A 14880-nucleotide genomic window follows, 5' to 3' on the forward strand; every position below is an offset into this window, starting at 1 on the left:
TCCCTACTGTGCGGGACGTCCGTGGCGGACGCCGCCCGGAGCCGACGACCCCCTCACGGAAGGCCCTCCCATGCTCCCTCGCCTGTTCGGACTCGGCGATCCCGCCGCCTACCTCGACGCCACCGGCAGGGCGGCCCGGGTGGCCGTCGACACCGCCTACGACCGCGCGGGGGTCCACCCGGACACCCCGTCGACGCACCTGGCCGACGCCGTCGGCGCCGTCGACTTCTCGCAGCCGACGGGCAGCCTCGACGACGCCCTCGCCGAGGTCGCGGAGCTCTACGCCCACCAGACCACCGCCTACCACCACCCGCGCTATGCCGCTCACCTCAACTGCCCGGTCCTGCTCTCCAGCACCGCAGCGGACACCGTGCTCGGGGCGCTCAACACGGCGGTCGAGTCCTGGGACCAGGCCCGCTCCGCGGCGCTCATGGAGCAGCGGCTCCTGGCCGAGGTCGGACGCTGGTGCGGGTTCGCCGCGGGCGACGGCGTCTTCACCTCCGGAGGGTCGGCCTCCAACCTGCAGGCCATGACGCTGGCCCGCGGCCGCGCCGTGCAGCGCCTCACCGGCCACGCCGGGCTCGCCGACCTGCCCGCCGAGGTGCTCGGCTCGCTGCGCGTCTTCGTCAGCGCCGCCACGCACTACAGCATCGCCAAGGCAGCCGGCCTGCTCGGGCTGGGCCGCCACGCCGTGGTCGTCGTCCCCACCGACGCCGCCGGGCGTCTGGACCCAGGGGCCCTGGCCGAGGCGGTCGAACGTGAGGTGGCCGCCGGTGCCGTGCCGATGGCCGTCGTCGCGACGCTGGGGACCACCGACCGCGGCGCCATCGACCCGCTGCCGGCCATCGCCGACGTCGCCGAACGCCACGGGATGTGGGTCCATGCGGACGCGGCCGTGGGCGGGATCCTCGCCGCGAGCGCGGCGACGCGCCACGAGCTGCCGGGGCTGCACCGTGCGGACTCGGTGACGATGGACTTCCACAAGACGTTCTACGTGGGGCTGGCCTGCAGCGCGCTGGTGGTGCGGGACGCCGAGAGCCTGCGCCATGTGACGGTGCATGCGGACTACCTGAACCCGGAGGACAGCGTCCATCCGAACCTGGCGGATCGGTCCTTGCAGACGAGCCGCCGGTTCGACTCGCTCAAGCTGTGGCTGACGCTGCGTGAGCATGGGGCCGAGGCGGTGGTGTCCCTGTTCGCGGGGGCGCGCGAACGCACGCGGCAGGCGTGCGGGATCCTGCGGGCCCGGCCGACGTTCGCGGTGCTGGAGGATCCGACGCTGGTGACAGTGCTGTTCCGGGTGCGGGCCGAGGGACTGTCGGAGGAGGAGTGCACGGCGGTGCAGGCGGCGACGCACCGGGAGCTCGTGGCCGGCGGGCGCGCGCTGATCGCGACGACGGTGGTGGACGGGGTGCCCCATCTGAAGTTCACGATCCTGAACCCCGCGGTCACCTCGGGCGAGCTGGAGGAGCTGGTCGACGTCGTGGAGGAGGCGGCGCTGCGGCACGTCGACGCGGTGCGGGCGAGCCGTCATCGGTGGCGCGGGGTGGCGCGGACCCGTCCGCATGGCCCGTCGGTCGCCGTGTCCTGCACGCTCCCCGCTTCGGCGGGGCCACGTCCGTCCGCGGCGCGCGTGGACGAGCACGGAGAGCAGGTGTGCGCATGAGCCCGGCGTCCACGTCCCCCCGCCGCGTGCTCGCGATCGGGCTGGGCCCGTTCAACCTGAGCCTGGCCGCGCTGGCCCACCCGCTGCCCGACGTCGAGGTGGAGGTGGTGGAGAGCCGCGACGCGTTCGTGTGGCACCCGGGCATGATGCTGCCGGGCGCGCAGATCCAGGTGCCGTTCCTCGCGGACCTGGTGACGTTCGCGGACCCGACCTCCCCGTACTCGTTCCTGGCGTATCTCAAGGCGATGGGCCGGCTGCACCGCTTCTACATCCGGGGTTCCTGGTACCCGCTGCGGCGGGAGTTCTCGGACTACTGCGCGTGGGTGGCAGCCCAGCTGCCCGGCATCGCCTACGCGACCACGGTGACGGCGGTGCGGTGGGACGATCAGGCGGACGAGTTCGTGGTGGAGGCGGCCTCCGCGGCCGGGACCAGCACGCACCGGGCCGACCACGTGGTGGTGGGCACGGGCACGGTGCCGTCCCTGCCCGCGCCGCTCGCGCGCGTCGCGGAGGAGTCGGCCCGGGTCGGCGCGTCCCCCGTGGTGCACACGGGTGAGTACATGGGCCGTCGCGAGGACATCGCCGGGGCCGGGTCGGTCCTGGTAGTGGGCAGCGGCCAGTCGGCGGCGGAGTGCGCCCTGGACCTGCTGAACGCGGGCCACCCGGACCTCACGTGGGTCACGCGCTCACCCCGGTTCTTCGGCATGGAGGTCGGCCAGCTCACGCTCGAGCTGACCTCGCTGGACTATGAGCGGCACTTCGCCACTCTGCCCCGGGCGCGGCGGGATGAGATCAACGCATCCCACCGGTCCCTGTACAAGGGGATCAGCGAGTACACGATCGAGGACGTCTACCACGCGCTGTACGAGCGCCAGGTGGGTCCGCTGGACCCGGCCCGGCTGTGGCCGGGCACGTCGGTGGCGGACGCCCGCCTGGTCGCGGGCCCGGGTGCGCCCCGGGTGGAGGTCACCCTGCGCGACGAGGAGACCGGGGTGACCGGGCGGCACGTGGTGGACCGTGTCGTCGCGGGCACGGGCTACCGCCACCCGGACCATCCGTTCCTGGAGCCGGTGCGGCACCTGCTGCGCGCGGAGGACGGTCGGACGACGGCGAACGCGGACCACGCGATCGACGTGAGCGGCCGCCGGATCTTCGTGCACAACACCGCCGAACAGCCCCTGGGGCTCACCGGCCCGGACCTGGGCATGGCGGCGGAGCACAGCGGCCGCATCCTCAGCACGATCGCCGGCCGCCAGGTCTACGCGCAGGCCGAGTCGATCGCGTTCCAGGACTTCGGTGCCGTCGCGGCGGGCGTCCGGTGAGCGCCGTGACGCCGCCGCAGACCACCGTGGACGGTGCGGCCGCGAGCGCGGCCCGTCGTGTGGAGCTCCGTCCCGTGGGCGCGCAGGACCATCCGCTGCTGCACCGGTGGGTGACGTCCCCGCACGCCGTGTACTGGGAGATGACGGAGGCGGGTCTGGCCGACGTCGTGGCCGAGTACGAGGCGATCGCCGCGCACCCGCACCACCACGCGCACGTGGGGCTCGTGGACGGGACTGCGACCTTCCTGGTGGAGGTCTACGACCCGGCCCACTCGGAGCTGGCCGGACGGTATGCGGGCGCGCCGGGCGACGTCGGCCTGCACGTGCTCGTCGCCCCGACGGACACCCCGGTGCCCGGGACCACGGACCTGGTGATGGCCGCGGTGGTGCGCTGGTGCCTGGCCCAGCCGGGGGCGCGGCGCGTCGTCGTCGAGCCGGACGAGCGCAACGCCGCCATCCGGGCGAAGAACCTGGCCGCCGGGTTCACGGAGCTCGGTCCCGTGGCGCTGGGATCCAAGACGGCGATGCTCTCGATCGCCACGCCCGAGTCCTTCACTGCCAGCCGGATCGGCGTCCTCGCCGCCGGGCTGGACCTCACCCTCCCCGAGCCCCCGCTCCTCCTCACCCCCGACAGGCAGGTGTCCGCATGACCCCCGTCCCCCCGTCCTCCCCGTCCCGCCTGGACGCGCTGACGGCGCCGACCGCCCGGCACGCCCACCGGCTGCTCGTCGCCAAGGCGATCCGCGAGTTCACCCATGAGCGGCTCCTGACGCCGGTGCGCGGCGAGCGGGTCGACGACGCCGGCCGCCACGCCTACACGCTCACCCTGGGCGGGGTGCGGTGGACGTTCACCGCGCGTGCCCTCCCGCTCGAGCACCTCGGCGTGGATCCGGACTCGGTGTGCCGTGCCGGGGATCCGGACGCGGTGGCCGTCGACCGCTTCGTCCTCGACGCGGCCGAGGTGCTCGGGCTGGCCGGCGAGGCGCTGGACGTCTATCTCGAGGAGCTCGCCTCCACCTTCGCCGCCCGGTGCCACACCCTGGCCGGCGAGCGCCCGTCCGCCGCCGACCTGGTGGACGCGGACTACACGGCGGTGGAGGCCGCCATGAGCGAGGGACACCCGGGCTTCGTGGCCACCAACGGCCGCATCGGCTGGGGGGCCACGGAGTACGCGATGTTCGCCCCCGAGGGCGGGCGGGCGCTGCACCCGGTGTGGCTCGCGTTCCCCTCCGAGCTCGGGGGACGGTGGACCTGGCCCAAGACCGCGAGCGCGGGCGCCGCCGTGCCGGCGCCGCCCCCGCCGATCACCGAGGCGGTGGCGGGCCTGTGGGCGGAGCGGGCGGCGGCGCTCGACGTCGATCCGGAGGCGTACACGCTGATCCCGGTGCACCCGTGGCAGTGGGAGCACCGGATCCAGGTGGCGTTCGCCCCCGACCTCGCCGCGGGGCGGCTGGTGCACGTGGGCGAAGACCCGGACGCGTTCACGGCCATGCAGGCGGTGCGCACCCTGTTCAACGCGAGCGACCCGCACGCCCCGCAGCTGAAGACGGCGTTGTCCGTGCAGAACATGGGGTTCGTGCGCGGCCTCTCCCCCGCGTACATGTCCGTCACCCCGGCGATCAACGCGGTGGTGGCCGACCTCGTGGACTCCGACCCCCTGCTCGCGAGGTGGGGCTTCGGGGTGCTGCGGGAGTACGCCTCGGCCGGGTACACCGGGGACGCCTTCCATGCCGTGGGCTCGAAGGGTCCTCACACGAAGATGCTCGCCGCCCTGTGGCGGGAGAGTCCGCTGCCGCGCCTGGCGGAGGGCGAGCGGGTCATGACCATGGCGGCGCTGCTGCACCGGGACGGCGGGGGCCGCTCCGTGGCGGGGGCGCTCGTGGAGCGCTCGGGGCTGACGGCGGCGCAGTGGCTGCACGGGGTGGTGACGGCCTACGTGACCCCGCTGGTGCATCTGGCCGCCGCCTACTCGACCGTGTTCATGCCCCACGGGGAGAACATCGTGCTCCGCCTGCGGGAGGGACGGGTCACCGGCGCCTTCCTCAAGGACATCGGGGAGGAGGTGGTGGTCGGCGCGGACGGCGTCCCGCTCACGGAGCAGACCCGGCGCATCCGCATCGACCTCACCGACGAGGACCTCTCCCTCTCCTTCTTCACGGACATGCTGGACGGCGTGCTGCGCCATCTGGCCGACGTGATGGACGCGGACGCCCTGCTGCCGGCGGAGGAGTTCTACGCCGTGGTGGGGCGGGTCCTCGCCGAGTACACGGCCCTGGGGCTCGCGGATGTGGAGCGCCTCGGCCTGGACGCGGAGGACTTCGCGCACTCGTGCCTGAACCGGTTGCAGCTGCGGAACGCCACGCAGATGGTGGACCTGACGGACCCGTCGGGCTCGCTGCTCTACGCCGGTCGCCTGGCCAACCCGGTGGCCGCGCCGCTGCGCCGCGCGCTGGCGGAGCTCCGGCAGGACGCCGCGGCATGAGCGCGGACGCGTGGACCGGGACGGCGACGGGTGACGTGGCGGGCCGTTGCCACCGGGACGCGCACGGCGTGCCGACGCTCGTGGCCGCGTCCCTGCCCGAGCTGGCCTACCTCCAGGGGTGGCACGTGGCGACGGAGCGGGCCTGGCAGGTCGACTGCGAGCACCGCCGGGTCACCGGCATGAGCGCCGAGGTGTTCGGCCCGCCGGCGGTGGCGAACGACGTCGCCGCCCGGCAGATGGACCTGGACGGTGCGGCCCGCCAGGCGTTCAACGCCCTCGACGACGCGGAGGACCGGGCCTGGTTCACCCGGTTCGCCGACGGCGTGAACGCGGGGCTGGACGCCGGGGCCCGGCGCGCGCCCGAGTTCGCCGCCCACGGGGTGAAGCCGCTGCCGTTCGACCCGCACACGGCGCTCGCCCTGCACCTGGGCTACAACGTCTGGCTGACCAACGCGCCGGCCGCCCTGTTCCGCACCCTGCTGGCCGAGCGCTTCCCCGCGCTCGCCGCGGCGCTGATCTCGCCGCGCCCCGACGCGGACGGCTCGAACGCCTGGGCGGTGCGCGTCGGCGCCGAGGGCGCTCCGCTCGTGGCCGCCGACCCGCACCGGCTGCTCGAGCTGCCCGGCGTCTACCAGCAGGTGCGCCTCGTGGTGGAGGCCGAGCGTCCCCGGGACCGCGTCGACGTCGTCGGCCTGGCCTTCCCCGGTGTGCCGGGCGTCCCGCATGTGGGGCAGTCCGAGCACGTCGCGTGGGTGACGACCTCGGCGATGGTGTCCTCGCTCGAGATGGTCCTCGAGGACGCCCCCGAGGGGCCGGAGGTCCTCGACGCCCGGACCGAGCGGGTGCACGTGCGCGGCGGCGACCCCGTGGACGTGCGGGTGGCCCACACCCCGCGCGGGCGGCTCGTGGACGTGCCCGGCGCCGGCCCGGTGAGCATGCGGTTCCCCGCCTGGGACCGCGCCGACACCGGCCTGCCGAGCGCGCGCCGGCTGCTCACGGCCGCGAGCGCCGCGGAGGCCTGCGCGGTGCTGGACGGGCACGTCGAGCCGGTCAATCGCGTGATCGTCGCGGACCGGCGGACGGTGCTCACCCGGCACGCCGGGGCCGTGCGGCGCCGGGATCGACGCTCGGCCTGGGGTGCGGCGCGGGCCTCCGCGCTGGGCCGGGGCTCCGCCGACGGGTCCCTCGATCAGCGCTGGGTGCGCTGGCCCGCGCCGGCCGCGGCGGACGACGTCGTGGTGGCGGCCAACGAGCCCCACCCGGACACCGCCTGCCTCACCGTGGACGCGTGCGCGCCGTGGCGGTCCCGCCGCATCCGGGAGGCCCTCGAGGCGCTGGCACCGCAGGAGCGGACCGTGGACGCGATGGCCGCCCTGCAGACGGACACCCGGACCCCGGGCGCGCCGCGGGCCTGGCTCGCCGACGCCGTCGACGCGCTCGTCGCGGACGACGTGCTGGCCGCGGAGTCCGTCCCGGCGTGGGCCGGCGACGCCGCCGCCGGATCGGCCGCGGCCCGCTGGTGGCTCCTCGTGGAGCACGAGGTGGCCGCCGCCCTGATCGCGCACCTGCCGCCCGCCTCGCGGGCCCTGCTCGGCGGCCCGTGGGCACCGTGGGGCGACGCCGCCGCATGGGTCGGCGCGGCGCTCGCCGAGCGCGGGCCGGAGCCGCTGCGCGCGGCCCTGGGGGTCGCAGCGTCGACGAGGGACCTCGTGCGGGCCGCCGTCGCCGCCGTCGGCGACGCCGCTGAGCCGCCGGGCCCCGACGACACGGCTCGGACGTGGGGTGCGGCGCATGCCCTGACCCCGTTCCTGTTCACGCACGAGCATCCCGGCGGGCCGGATGTGCCGGGGCTCGCCGACGTGCTCGACACGATCGGGTCCGTCCGGGTGGGCGGCACCGCGGACGCGGTCTGCGCCACCTCGCACGCCCCCGGCCTGGCCGTCGGCACCCACCGCGGGCCAGTGGCCCGGGTCGTGTTCGACCTCGGCGACCGCACCCGCAGCCGGTGGGTCGTCCCGTTCGGCGCCTCCGGTCTCGGAGGCGGGCACGTGACGGATCAGCTGGACGCGTGGGCCGCCGGCCGCCTGCTGCCCGTGCCGTCCGGTCCCGTCCCCCCGTCCGCCGGCAGCGGCGTCGCACCCGCCCGCTCCGTCCCCGGCGGGGCCCCTCCGGGACGCATCGTGGCCGAGGTCGGCGTCGGGGCGTTGGGCCTGACCATGACGCGCGTCCGCCCGGCCCTGGACGCCCCGCTGATCCACGCACTCGTCACGGAGCCGCGGGCGGAGTTCTACGGGATGCGCGGGCACAGCGTGCAGGACGTCGAGGAGGTCTACGACTTCCTCGAGTTCCAGCCCACCCACGCGAACCACCTCGTGTGGCACGGCGGGACCCTCGTGGCCCTCGTGCAGACCTACGACCCTCGCGCGGAGGAGGTCGGCGGCGCCTACGAGGTGCGGGACGGGGACCTCGGATTCCATTTCATCACCGCCCCCGGCGGCCTGCAGGGGCGCGCCCGCGCCACGGCCTACCGGAGCATTGTGGACTGGTTGGGCGCACGCCCCGGCACGCGTCGGCTCGTGATCGAGCCGGACGTCCGCAACACGCGGGCCGTGAAGACCGCCCGGGCTCTGGGCTTCACGGTGGACCGGGAGGTCGAGCTGCCGGGCAAGCGGGCGGCGCTGTGCTTCCGCGCCGTGCACTGACCCTGCCCCGCACACGGCGACGGCGCGCACCCGCCTCGGTGCGCGCCGTCGTCGTGCCGGTCAGGGGCGGTGGCTCACTTGTGCTCGGCCACGCCCGTCTGGCCCTCCCGGACCAGGGCGGTCATGCGGGAGACCGTGCGGAAGTACTTCTTCATGTAGCCGCCGTGCATCATCTCCTGCGTGAACAGGGCGTCGAAGGGCACGCCGGAGGCGAGGACGGGCACGTCCTTGTCGTACAGGCGGTCCGCGAACACCACGAAGCGCAGGGCCGTGGCCTGCTCCGTGATGGTGTGCACGTCGTGGAGGGCGAGCACGTCCACGTCCTTGACGAGCTCGCGGTAGCGGGAGGGATGCACGCGGGAGAGCATCGCGGTGAGGTCCGCGAAGTCGTCCACGGCGAGCACACCCGCGTCGGGGAAGTTCTCCTGGGCGGTGGCCTCGACGGCGGCGTCGTCCAGCGGCGACGGGGCGGCGGAGAGGCCGCGGTGGCGGTAGTCCTCGCCGTCCACGCGGATGACCTCGAACTGGTCGGCCAGGACCTGGATCTCGCGCTTGAAGTCCTGCGCCGCGAAGCGCCCCTCGCCGAGCGAGCCCGGCAGGGTGTTGGAGGTCGCCACCAGGCGCACGCCGGCGTCGGCCAGCTCGCGCATGAGGCGGGACATCAGCACGGTGTCCCCCGGGTCGTCGAGCTCGAACTCGTCGATGCACACGAGGGTGTACTCCTTGAGCTCGTCCACCGCCTTGCGGAAGGACAGGGCGCCCACGAGGTTGGTGTACTCCACGAACGTGCCGAACGCCTTGGGCCCGGGGGCCGCGTGCCACGTCGAGGCCAGCAGGTGGGTCTTGCCGACGCCGAAACCGCCGTCGAGGTAGATGCCGGCCGGCCCTGCCGCCCGCTTCTTCCCGCCGAACAGGCCGCCGAGGAACCCGCCGCCCGAACCGCCCCGGCCGAGGTCTGCCGCGAACCGGCGCAGCCGCTCCACGGCCTGTGCCTGCGAGGGGTGCGCGGGGTCCGGGATGTAGGTGTCGAAGGACACCGTGCCGAAGCGGTACGACGGGTGGAAGCCGGACAACAGCTGGTCCGGGGTGACCTGCGGCGAACGGTCGGCGAGGTGGACGATCTGAGCCACGGGACACTCCCAGGGTCGACGACGGGGATTCCGGGCCATGCTATCGGGCCGCGGACCCGACCCATGTGACCTCGCGTGTCCCGGACTGAGGGGCCCCTACCCTCTTACGTGACACCGACGTGCCGTAATCTGGCGCGCAGGGCACGGACACGGAACCCGCCGTCGTCGTGCCGCCCGCCCCGGGCCCGTGCGGGCCCGCCCCGACGCGAAGGAAGGCAGTGCCATGACCGATACCGCCGCGAAGTTCTCCGAGTACGCCCACCCCGAGAAGCTGGTGTCCACGCAGTGGGTCGCCGACCATGTCGGCGACGAGGACGTCGTGGTCCTCGAGTCCAACGAGGACGCTCTCCTCTACTCCACCGGCCACATCCCCGGCGCCCAACGCGTCGACTGGCACACCGAGCTCAACGACCCCGTCACCCGCGACTTCGTCGGCCCCGAGGCCTTCGCCGAGTTCGCCGCCTCCAAGGGGATCTCCCGGGACACCACCGTGGTGTTCTACGGCGACAAGTCCAACTGGTGGGCCGCCTACGCCCTGTGGGTGTTCACCCTCTACGGCCATGAGGACCTGCGCCTGATGGACGGCGGCCGTGACAAGTGGATCGCGGAGGGACGCGAGACCACCCGCGAGGTCCCGACCGTGGCCCGCGCCGAGTACCCGGTGATCGAGCGCGACGACCACACAGATCGTGCCGCCCGCGAGGACGTCCTGCAGGCCATCGGGACCACCCCGCTGATCGACGTCCGCTCCCGTCCCGAGTACACGGGCGAGACCACGCACATGGCCGGCTACCCGCAGGAGGGCACCCTGCGCGGCGGCCACATCCCCACGGCGGCGTCCGTGCCGTGGGCGTCCGCGGCCAACGAGGACGGCACCTTCAAGTCCCGCGCCGAGCTGGAGCAGGTCTATCGCGCCGGCGCCGGGCTGCAGGAGGGTGACGACGTGATCGCCTACTGCCGCATCGGCGAGCGGTCCTCCCACACCTGGTTCGTGCTCAAGTACCTGCTCGGCCACGAGGACGTCCGCAACTACGACGGCTCCTGGACCGAGTGGGGCAACGCCGTGCGCCTGCCGATCGCCGTCGGCGAAGAGCCGGGCGAGGCCCCCGCGCGCTGAGCCCCCGGCACGGCGTGGATCACTAGACTGGGACACCATGACCGAGAACCACGCCGTGCCCGCCGCCCTGGCCGAGATCATCGACGACTTCGCCGGGGTGCCCGATCCCGAGAAGCTCGAGCTGCTGCTGGAATTCTCGGACGAGCTGCCGGCGCTGCCGGAGCGCTACGACGGCCACGAGGCCGAGATGGAGCAGGTCGTGGAGTGTCAGACCCCGCTGTTCCTGGCCGTGGAGCTCGAGGGTGAGCCCGGTCCGCAGGCCCCGGTCCGCCTCTTCATCACCGCTCCCCCGGAGGCGCCCACCACGCGCGGTTTCGCCTCCGTGCTCACCCAGGGCCTGGACGGGCTGAGCGCCCTCGAGGTCCTGGACGTGCCCGAGGACATCCCCACCCGCCTCGGTCTGGCCAAGGCCCTCACCCCCCTGCGCCTGCGCGGAATGTCCGCCATGCTCGGCCGCATCAAGCGCAACGTGCGCGAGCAGGCCGGGATCGCCTGAGTCCGCCGTGGGCCAGCGCAAGAAGGATCGCAGCGCCCGGCACGGGGCGGCCACACCGGCCGTCGCCGCCCTCGAGGCCGCCGGGGTCCCGTACCGGCTGCACACCTTCGACGTGGCCCTCGACGCCGGCGGCGAGCGGTTCGGCGTCCAGGTCGCCCGGGCGCTCAGCGTGCCCGCCGACCGACTGTTCAAGACGCTGATGGTGGCGGACCCCGACGGCGCGCTCGCCGCGTGCGTGGTGCCCGTGTCCGGTCAGCTGGACCTGCGGGCCGCCGCCGCGGTGCTGGGCGTCAAGCGACTCGCCCTGGCCGATCTGGCCGTCGTCGAACGCCGGACCGGCTACGTGCGGGGCGGCGTCTCTCCCCTGGGCCAGCGCCGGCCCCACCCCGTCGTCCTGGACTCCTCCGCCCTCGACGCGGAGCTCATGTACGTCTCCGGCGGGCAACGCGGCCTGGATGTGGAGATCGCGCCCGCCGACCTCGTGCAGGTGACGGGCGCCGTCGTCGCGGAGATCGCGGCGGACTGACGGGCGGGTCCTGCGGCCGGGCCGGTCAGACGTCGTCGCGCGCCTGGCGGCGCACCACAGCCATGCGCTGGCCGACGGTGACCAGGGAGGCTGCGGCGAGCAGCCCCAAGGTGACGGCCAGGACGACCGGGGGCAGACCGAGGCCGGTGAGGCCGGCGACCACGAGGGTGGCCACGAGCCGTTCGGCGCGCTCGGCGATGCCCACGTGCGCGTCCCAGCCGAGGGCCTCCGCCTTGGCGCGCACGTAGGAGACGAGCATGCCCAGGGCCAGGCAGGCCCCGGAGAGCGCGCCGACCGCGGGTGCGGCGCCGACGCCGAAGCCCCACAGGCACAGCCCGAGGAACACGGCCGCGTCCTGCACGCGGTCCAGGGTGGAGTCGAGGAACGCGCCCCAGCGGCCGGTGGACCCGGCCTCGCGCGCCATGATCCCGTCCACCAGGTCCGAGAACACGAACGCGGTGATGAAGAGCGTGCCCCAGAACAGGTGCCCCAGGGGGAAGAGCACGAGCGCGCCCAGGCTCACGCCGAGTGTGCCGACGACCGTCACGGTGTCCGGACTGACCCCGGCCCGCAGGAGCGTACGGGCCACCGGGGTGAACAGGCGGGTGGTGACGCCGCGCGCGTGACGGTCCAGCATCAGGCGGGGTCTCCGGCCCCCGGGCGAGGATGCTCGGCCGCGGCACGGGCGTTGGCCGCCCGGCGCGCGGCGTGGTCCTGGGCGGCCCGGTCCCAGACGTCCGCGAGGATCTGACGGGTCTCCCCCAGGGTCTGCGACATGTTCTTGGTCCGGGCGATGATCGGCAGGAAGTTGCCGTCGCCGGTCCACCGCGGCACCACGTGCTGGTGCAGATGGGCCGCGATCCCGGCGCCGGCCACCGCCCCCTGGTTCATGCCGAGGTTGTAGCCGGACGCGCCGGCGGCCTGGCCGAGGGCGAGCATCGCCGTCTGGGTCAGCTCCGCCATCTCGGCGGCCTCCTCCGTGGTGGTGTCCGTGTACAGGGGCACGTGGCGGTAGGGGCAGACGAGCAGGTGACCGGGGTTGTACGGGTACAGGTTCAGCACCACGTAGGCGGTGCGGCCGCGGTGGACGATGAGGGAGTCCTCATCGTCGCGCTGCGGGGCCGCGCAGAACGGGCAGGTGTGCTCGTCCTTGACCTGGCCCGTCCCCTTGGACACGTACGCCATGCGGTGGGCGTTCCAGAACCGCTCGAAGGCGTCCGGGGCGCCGGGCAGCTCGAAGCCGTCCGTGGCGGCGGCGTCCGCCGACGCGCGGGCCTGCGCCCGCGCGTCGGATCCGCCGGTGCCGGGGCTGGTCATGGGGTGACCTCGCGCTCGCGCACCGCCTTCACAATGCGTTCGATCGCCTCCTCCACCGGCACGCCGTTGTCCTGGGTGCCGTCGCGGAAGCGGAAGGACACGGCGTTCGCCTCCCTGTCCTCGCCGCCGGCGATCAGCACGAACGGCGCCTTCTCCTTGGCCGCGGTGCGGATCTTCTTCGGGAAGCGGTCCGAGGAGTCGTCCAGGCGCGCCCGGATCCCCTCGGCACGCAGCTTCGCGACGACGTCGTCCAGGTAGTCGTTGAATGCCTCGGCCACCGGGATGGCCACGACCTGCTCCGGGGCAAGCCAGGCCGGGAACGCGCCGGCGTAGTGCTCGGTGAGGACGCCCAGGAAGCGCTCGATGGAGCCGAAGAGGGCGCGGTGGATCATCACGGGGCGCTGACGGGTGCCGTCGGCGGCCTGGTACTCGAGGTCGAAGCGCTCGGGCAGGTTGAAGTCCAGCTGGATGGTGGACATCTGCCAGGTGCGGCCGATGGCGTCCCGGGCCTGGACCGAGATCTTCGGGCCGTAGAACGCGGCGCCGCCCGGATCCGGGACGAGCTGCAGACCGGAGGCCTCCGCGACCTCGGCGAGGGTGCGGGTGGCCTCCTCCCAGATCTCGTCGGAGCCGACGAACTTCTCCGGGTCCTTCGTGGAGAGCTCGAGGTAGAAGTCGTTGAGGCCGTAGTCCTTGAGCAGGTCGAGGACGAAGTTGAGCGTGGTGGTCAGCTCCTCCTTCATCTGCTCGCGGGTGCAGTAGATGTGGGCGTCGTCCTGGGTCATGCCGCGCACGCGCGTGAGCCCGTGGACCACGCCGGACTTCTCGTACCGGTACACGGAGCCGAACTCGAACAGCCGCAGCGGCAGCTCACGGTAGGACCGGCCGCGGGAGCGGTAGATCAGGTTGTGCATGGGGCAGTTCATCGGCTTGAGGTAGTAGTTCTGCCCCTGGCGCGTGATCTCGCCGGTCTCGGGATCACGGACCTCGTCGATGCGCATGGGCGGGAACATGCCGTCCGCGTACCAGTCGAGGTGGCCGGACACCTCGTAGAGGTGCTGCTTGGTGATGTGCGGGGTGTAGACGAACTCGTAGCCGGCCTCGGTGTGGCGCCGACGGGAGTAGTCCTCCATCTCCTTGCGGATGATGCCGCCGCGCGGGTGGAACACGGGCAGGCCGGAGCCGAGCTCGTCCGGGAAGGAGAAGAGATCCAGCTCGGCGCCGAGCTTGCGGTGGTCGCGGCGCTCGGCCTCGGCGAGGCGCTCCTGGTAGGCCTTGAGGTCGTCCTTGCTGGCCCACGCGGTGCCGTAGATGCGCTGCAGCTGCTTGTTCTTCTCGTTGCCGAGCCAGTAGGCGGCGGCGGAGCGGGTGAGCCCGAAGCCGTTGCCGATGAGCTTGGTGGAGGGCAGGTGCGGGCCGCGGCAGAGGTCGCACCACACGGCGTCGCCGGTCTTGCGGTCCACGTTGTCGTAGATGGTGATCTCCCCGGCCCCGACCTCCACGGAGGCGCCCTCGCCGGCGGTGTCCGCGGCGTCCTTTTTGCCGAGCAGCTCGAGCTTGTAGGGCTCGTCCGCCATCTCGGCGCGGGCGGTCTCCTCGTCCACGACGCGGCGGCGGAAGGTCTGGCCGGACTTCACGATCTTCTGCATGAGCGAGGAGATCTGCTTGAGGTCCTCGGGGGTGAAGGGATCGTCGACGTCGAAGTCGAAGTAGAAGCCGTCCGTGATGTACGGGCCGATGCCGAGCTTGGCGCCCGGGCGCAGCTGCTGCACGGCCTGGGCCATCACGTGGGCGGTGGAGTGCCGCAGCACCTCGAGGCCCTCGGGCTCCGTGATGTCCACCGACTCGACGGACGCGCCGGCGGGGATCTCGCGGGCCAGGTCCCAGAGCAGGCCGTCCACCCGCATCACGGCGGTGGTCGGCTTCTCGCGGAAGAGGTCGAGGCCGGTGGTGCCGTGCGTCACCTCCCGCAGCTCTCCGTCCACGGTCAGCAGGATGTTCTTCGGCTCCGACACGGTGCTCCTTCGAGGTCTGGCTTCGGGATCGGTGGCGTACGGGGGCCACCGTCGGCCGCGTCCCATTCTAGGGGCGCGGCCGGACGGCGGGGCACGGAGGCGAGCGG

12 protein-coding genes are annotated in these 14880 nt (G+C 73.7%); 8 read left to right on the forward strand and 4 right to left on the reverse strand.

All coding sequences use genetic code 11. The features are described 5' to 3' along the window. Positions 1-70: 70 nt before the first annotated feature. Genes ACZ1IK_RS00770 through ACZ1IK_RS00790 form a run of 5 tightly spaced genes read left to right on the forward strand, consistent with a single transcriptional unit; the run spans position 71 to position 8172 of the window. Positions 71-1666 (forward strand): pyridoxal phosphate-dependent decarboxylase family protein, encoded by a 1596-nt coding sequence (locus ACZ1IK_RS00770; protein WP_049147986.1) that lies wholly within the window; start codon positions 71-73, stop codon positions 1664-1666. Further along, on the forward strand, positions 1663-2988 hold the full coding sequence (locus ACZ1IK_RS00775; protein WP_465098215.1) for a lysine N(6)-hydroxylase/L-ornithine N(5)-oxygenase family protein: 1326 nt from the start codon (positions 1663-1665) through the stop codon (positions 2986-2988). Before ACZ1IK_RS00770 ends, ACZ1IK_RS00775 begins: the two co-directional genes overlap by 4 nt. A 5-nt stretch (positions 2989-2993) precedes the next feature. Next, positions 2994-3638, forward strand: a complete 645-nt coding sequence (locus ACZ1IK_RS00780) for a GNAT family N-acetyltransferase (RefSeq protein ID WP_223246401.1) — start codon at positions 2994-2996, stop codon at positions 3636-3638. Continuing rightward, a complete protein-coding gene (locus ACZ1IK_RS00785; protein WP_020624757.1) occupies positions 3635-5470 on the forward strand; it encodes an IucA/IucC family protein in 1836 nt (611 codons plus the stop codon). Before ACZ1IK_RS00780 ends, ACZ1IK_RS00785 begins: the two co-directional genes overlap by 4 nt. Beyond that, on the forward strand, positions 5467-8172 hold the full coding sequence (locus ACZ1IK_RS00790) for a GNAT family N-acetyltransferase (RefSeq protein WP_049147983.1): 2706 nt from the start codon (positions 5467-5469) through the stop codon (positions 8170-8172). Before ACZ1IK_RS00785 ends, ACZ1IK_RS00790 begins: the two co-directional genes overlap by 4 nt. Positions 8173-8246: 74 nt before the next feature. On the opposite strand, the gene zapE is transcribed toward ACZ1IK_RS00790, so the two are convergent. Then, positions 8247-9302, reverse strand: coding sequence for a cell division protein ZapE (gene zapE, locus ACZ1IK_RS00795; RefSeq protein ID WP_080981737.1), 1056 nt, complete (start codon positions 9300-9302; stop codon positions 8247-8249). A 223-nt stretch (positions 9303-9525) separates the two neighbouring features. Here zapE and ACZ1IK_RS00800 point away from each other — a divergent pair, with 223 nt between their 5' ends. From ACZ1IK_RS00800 to ACZ1IK_RS00810, 3 genes are read left to right on the forward strand one after another with little or no spacing between them, the layout of a single operon-like run. Continuing rightward, positions 9526-10419: a sulfurtransferase gene (locus ACZ1IK_RS00800; protein ID WP_044659665.1), complete on the forward strand. Its 894-nt coding sequence runs from the start codon at positions 9526-9528 to the stop codon at positions 10417-10419. Between the two features lie 37 nt (positions 10420-10456). Continuing rightward, entirely contained in the window at positions 10457-10915 is a 459-nt protein-coding gene (locus ACZ1IK_RS00805; protein WP_004167585.1) for a SufE family protein, read from the forward strand. A 7-nt stretch (positions 10916-10922) separates the two neighbouring features. Further along, positions 10923-11441 (forward strand): aminoacyl-tRNA deacylase, encoded by a 519-nt coding sequence (locus ACZ1IK_RS00810; protein WP_044659664.1) that lies wholly within the window; start codon positions 10923-10925, stop codon positions 11439-11441. A gap of 25 nt (positions 11442-11466) precedes the next feature. On the opposite strand, the gene pgsA is transcribed toward ACZ1IK_RS00810, so the two are convergent. From pgsA to thrS, 3 genes are read right to left on the reverse strand one after another with little or no spacing between them, the layout of a single operon-like run. Beyond that, a complete protein-coding gene (gene pgsA, locus ACZ1IK_RS00815) occupies positions 11467-12078 on the reverse strand; it encodes a phosphatidylinositol phosphate synthase (protein WP_044659663.1) in 612 nt (203 codons plus the stop codon). Beyond that, positions 12078-12758: an HIT family protein gene (locus ACZ1IK_RS00820; RefSeq protein ID WP_095353994.1), complete on the reverse strand. Its 681-nt coding sequence runs from the start codon at positions 12756-12758 to the stop codon at positions 12078-12080. Before ACZ1IK_RS00820 ends, pgsA begins: the two co-directional genes overlap by 1 nt. After that, the gene (thrS, locus tag ACZ1IK_RS00825; RefSeq protein WP_036383787.1) at positions 12755-14773 is read right to left on the reverse strand and encodes a threonine--tRNA ligase; all 2019 of its coding nucleotides are present in this window, start codon (positions 14771-14773) and stop codon (positions 12755-12757) included. The genes ACZ1IK_RS00820 and thrS overlap by 4 nt, the downstream gene beginning before the upstream one ends. Positions 14774-14880: the final 107 nt, after the last annotated feature.

Source organism: Micrococcus sp. CS26 (assembly GCF_055522295.1).

What these genes read in the sequence shown, in the direction of transcription:
- ACZ1IK_RS00775 (WP_465098215.1), top strand. Translation starts at nt 1,663, where the DNA reads ATGAGCCCGGCGTCCACGTCCCCCCGCCGCGTGCTCGCGATCGGGCTG.
- ACZ1IK_RS00770 (WP_049147986.1), top strand. Translation starts at nt 71, where the DNA reads ATGCTCCCTCGCCTGTTCGGACTCGGCGATCCCGCCGCCTACCTCGAC.
- ACZ1IK_RS00790 (WP_049147983.1), top strand. Translation starts at nt 5,467, where the DNA reads ATGAGCGCGGACGCGTGGACCGGGACGGCGACGGGTGACGTGGCGGGC.
- ACZ1IK_RS00785 (WP_020624757.1), top strand. Translation starts at nt 3,635, where the DNA reads ATGACCCCCGTCCCCCCGTCCTCCCCGTCCCGCCTGGACGCGCTGACG.
- ACZ1IK_RS00820 (WP_095353994.1), bottom strand. Translation starts at nt 12,758, where the DNA reads ATGACCAGCCCCGGCACCGGCGGATCCGACGCGCGGGCGCAGGCCCGC.
- pgsA (WP_044659663.1), bottom strand. Translation starts at nt 12,078, where the DNA reads ATGCTGGACCGTCACGCGCGCGGCGTCACCACCCGCCTGTTCACCCCG.
- ACZ1IK_RS00800 (WP_044659665.1), top strand. Translation starts at nt 9,526, where the DNA reads ATGACCGATACCGCCGCGAAGTTCTCCGAGTACGCCCACCCCGAGAAG.
- ACZ1IK_RS00805 (WP_004167585.1), top strand. Translation starts at nt 10,457, where the DNA reads ATGACCGAGAACCACGCCGTGCCCGCCGCCCTGGCCGAGATCATCGAC.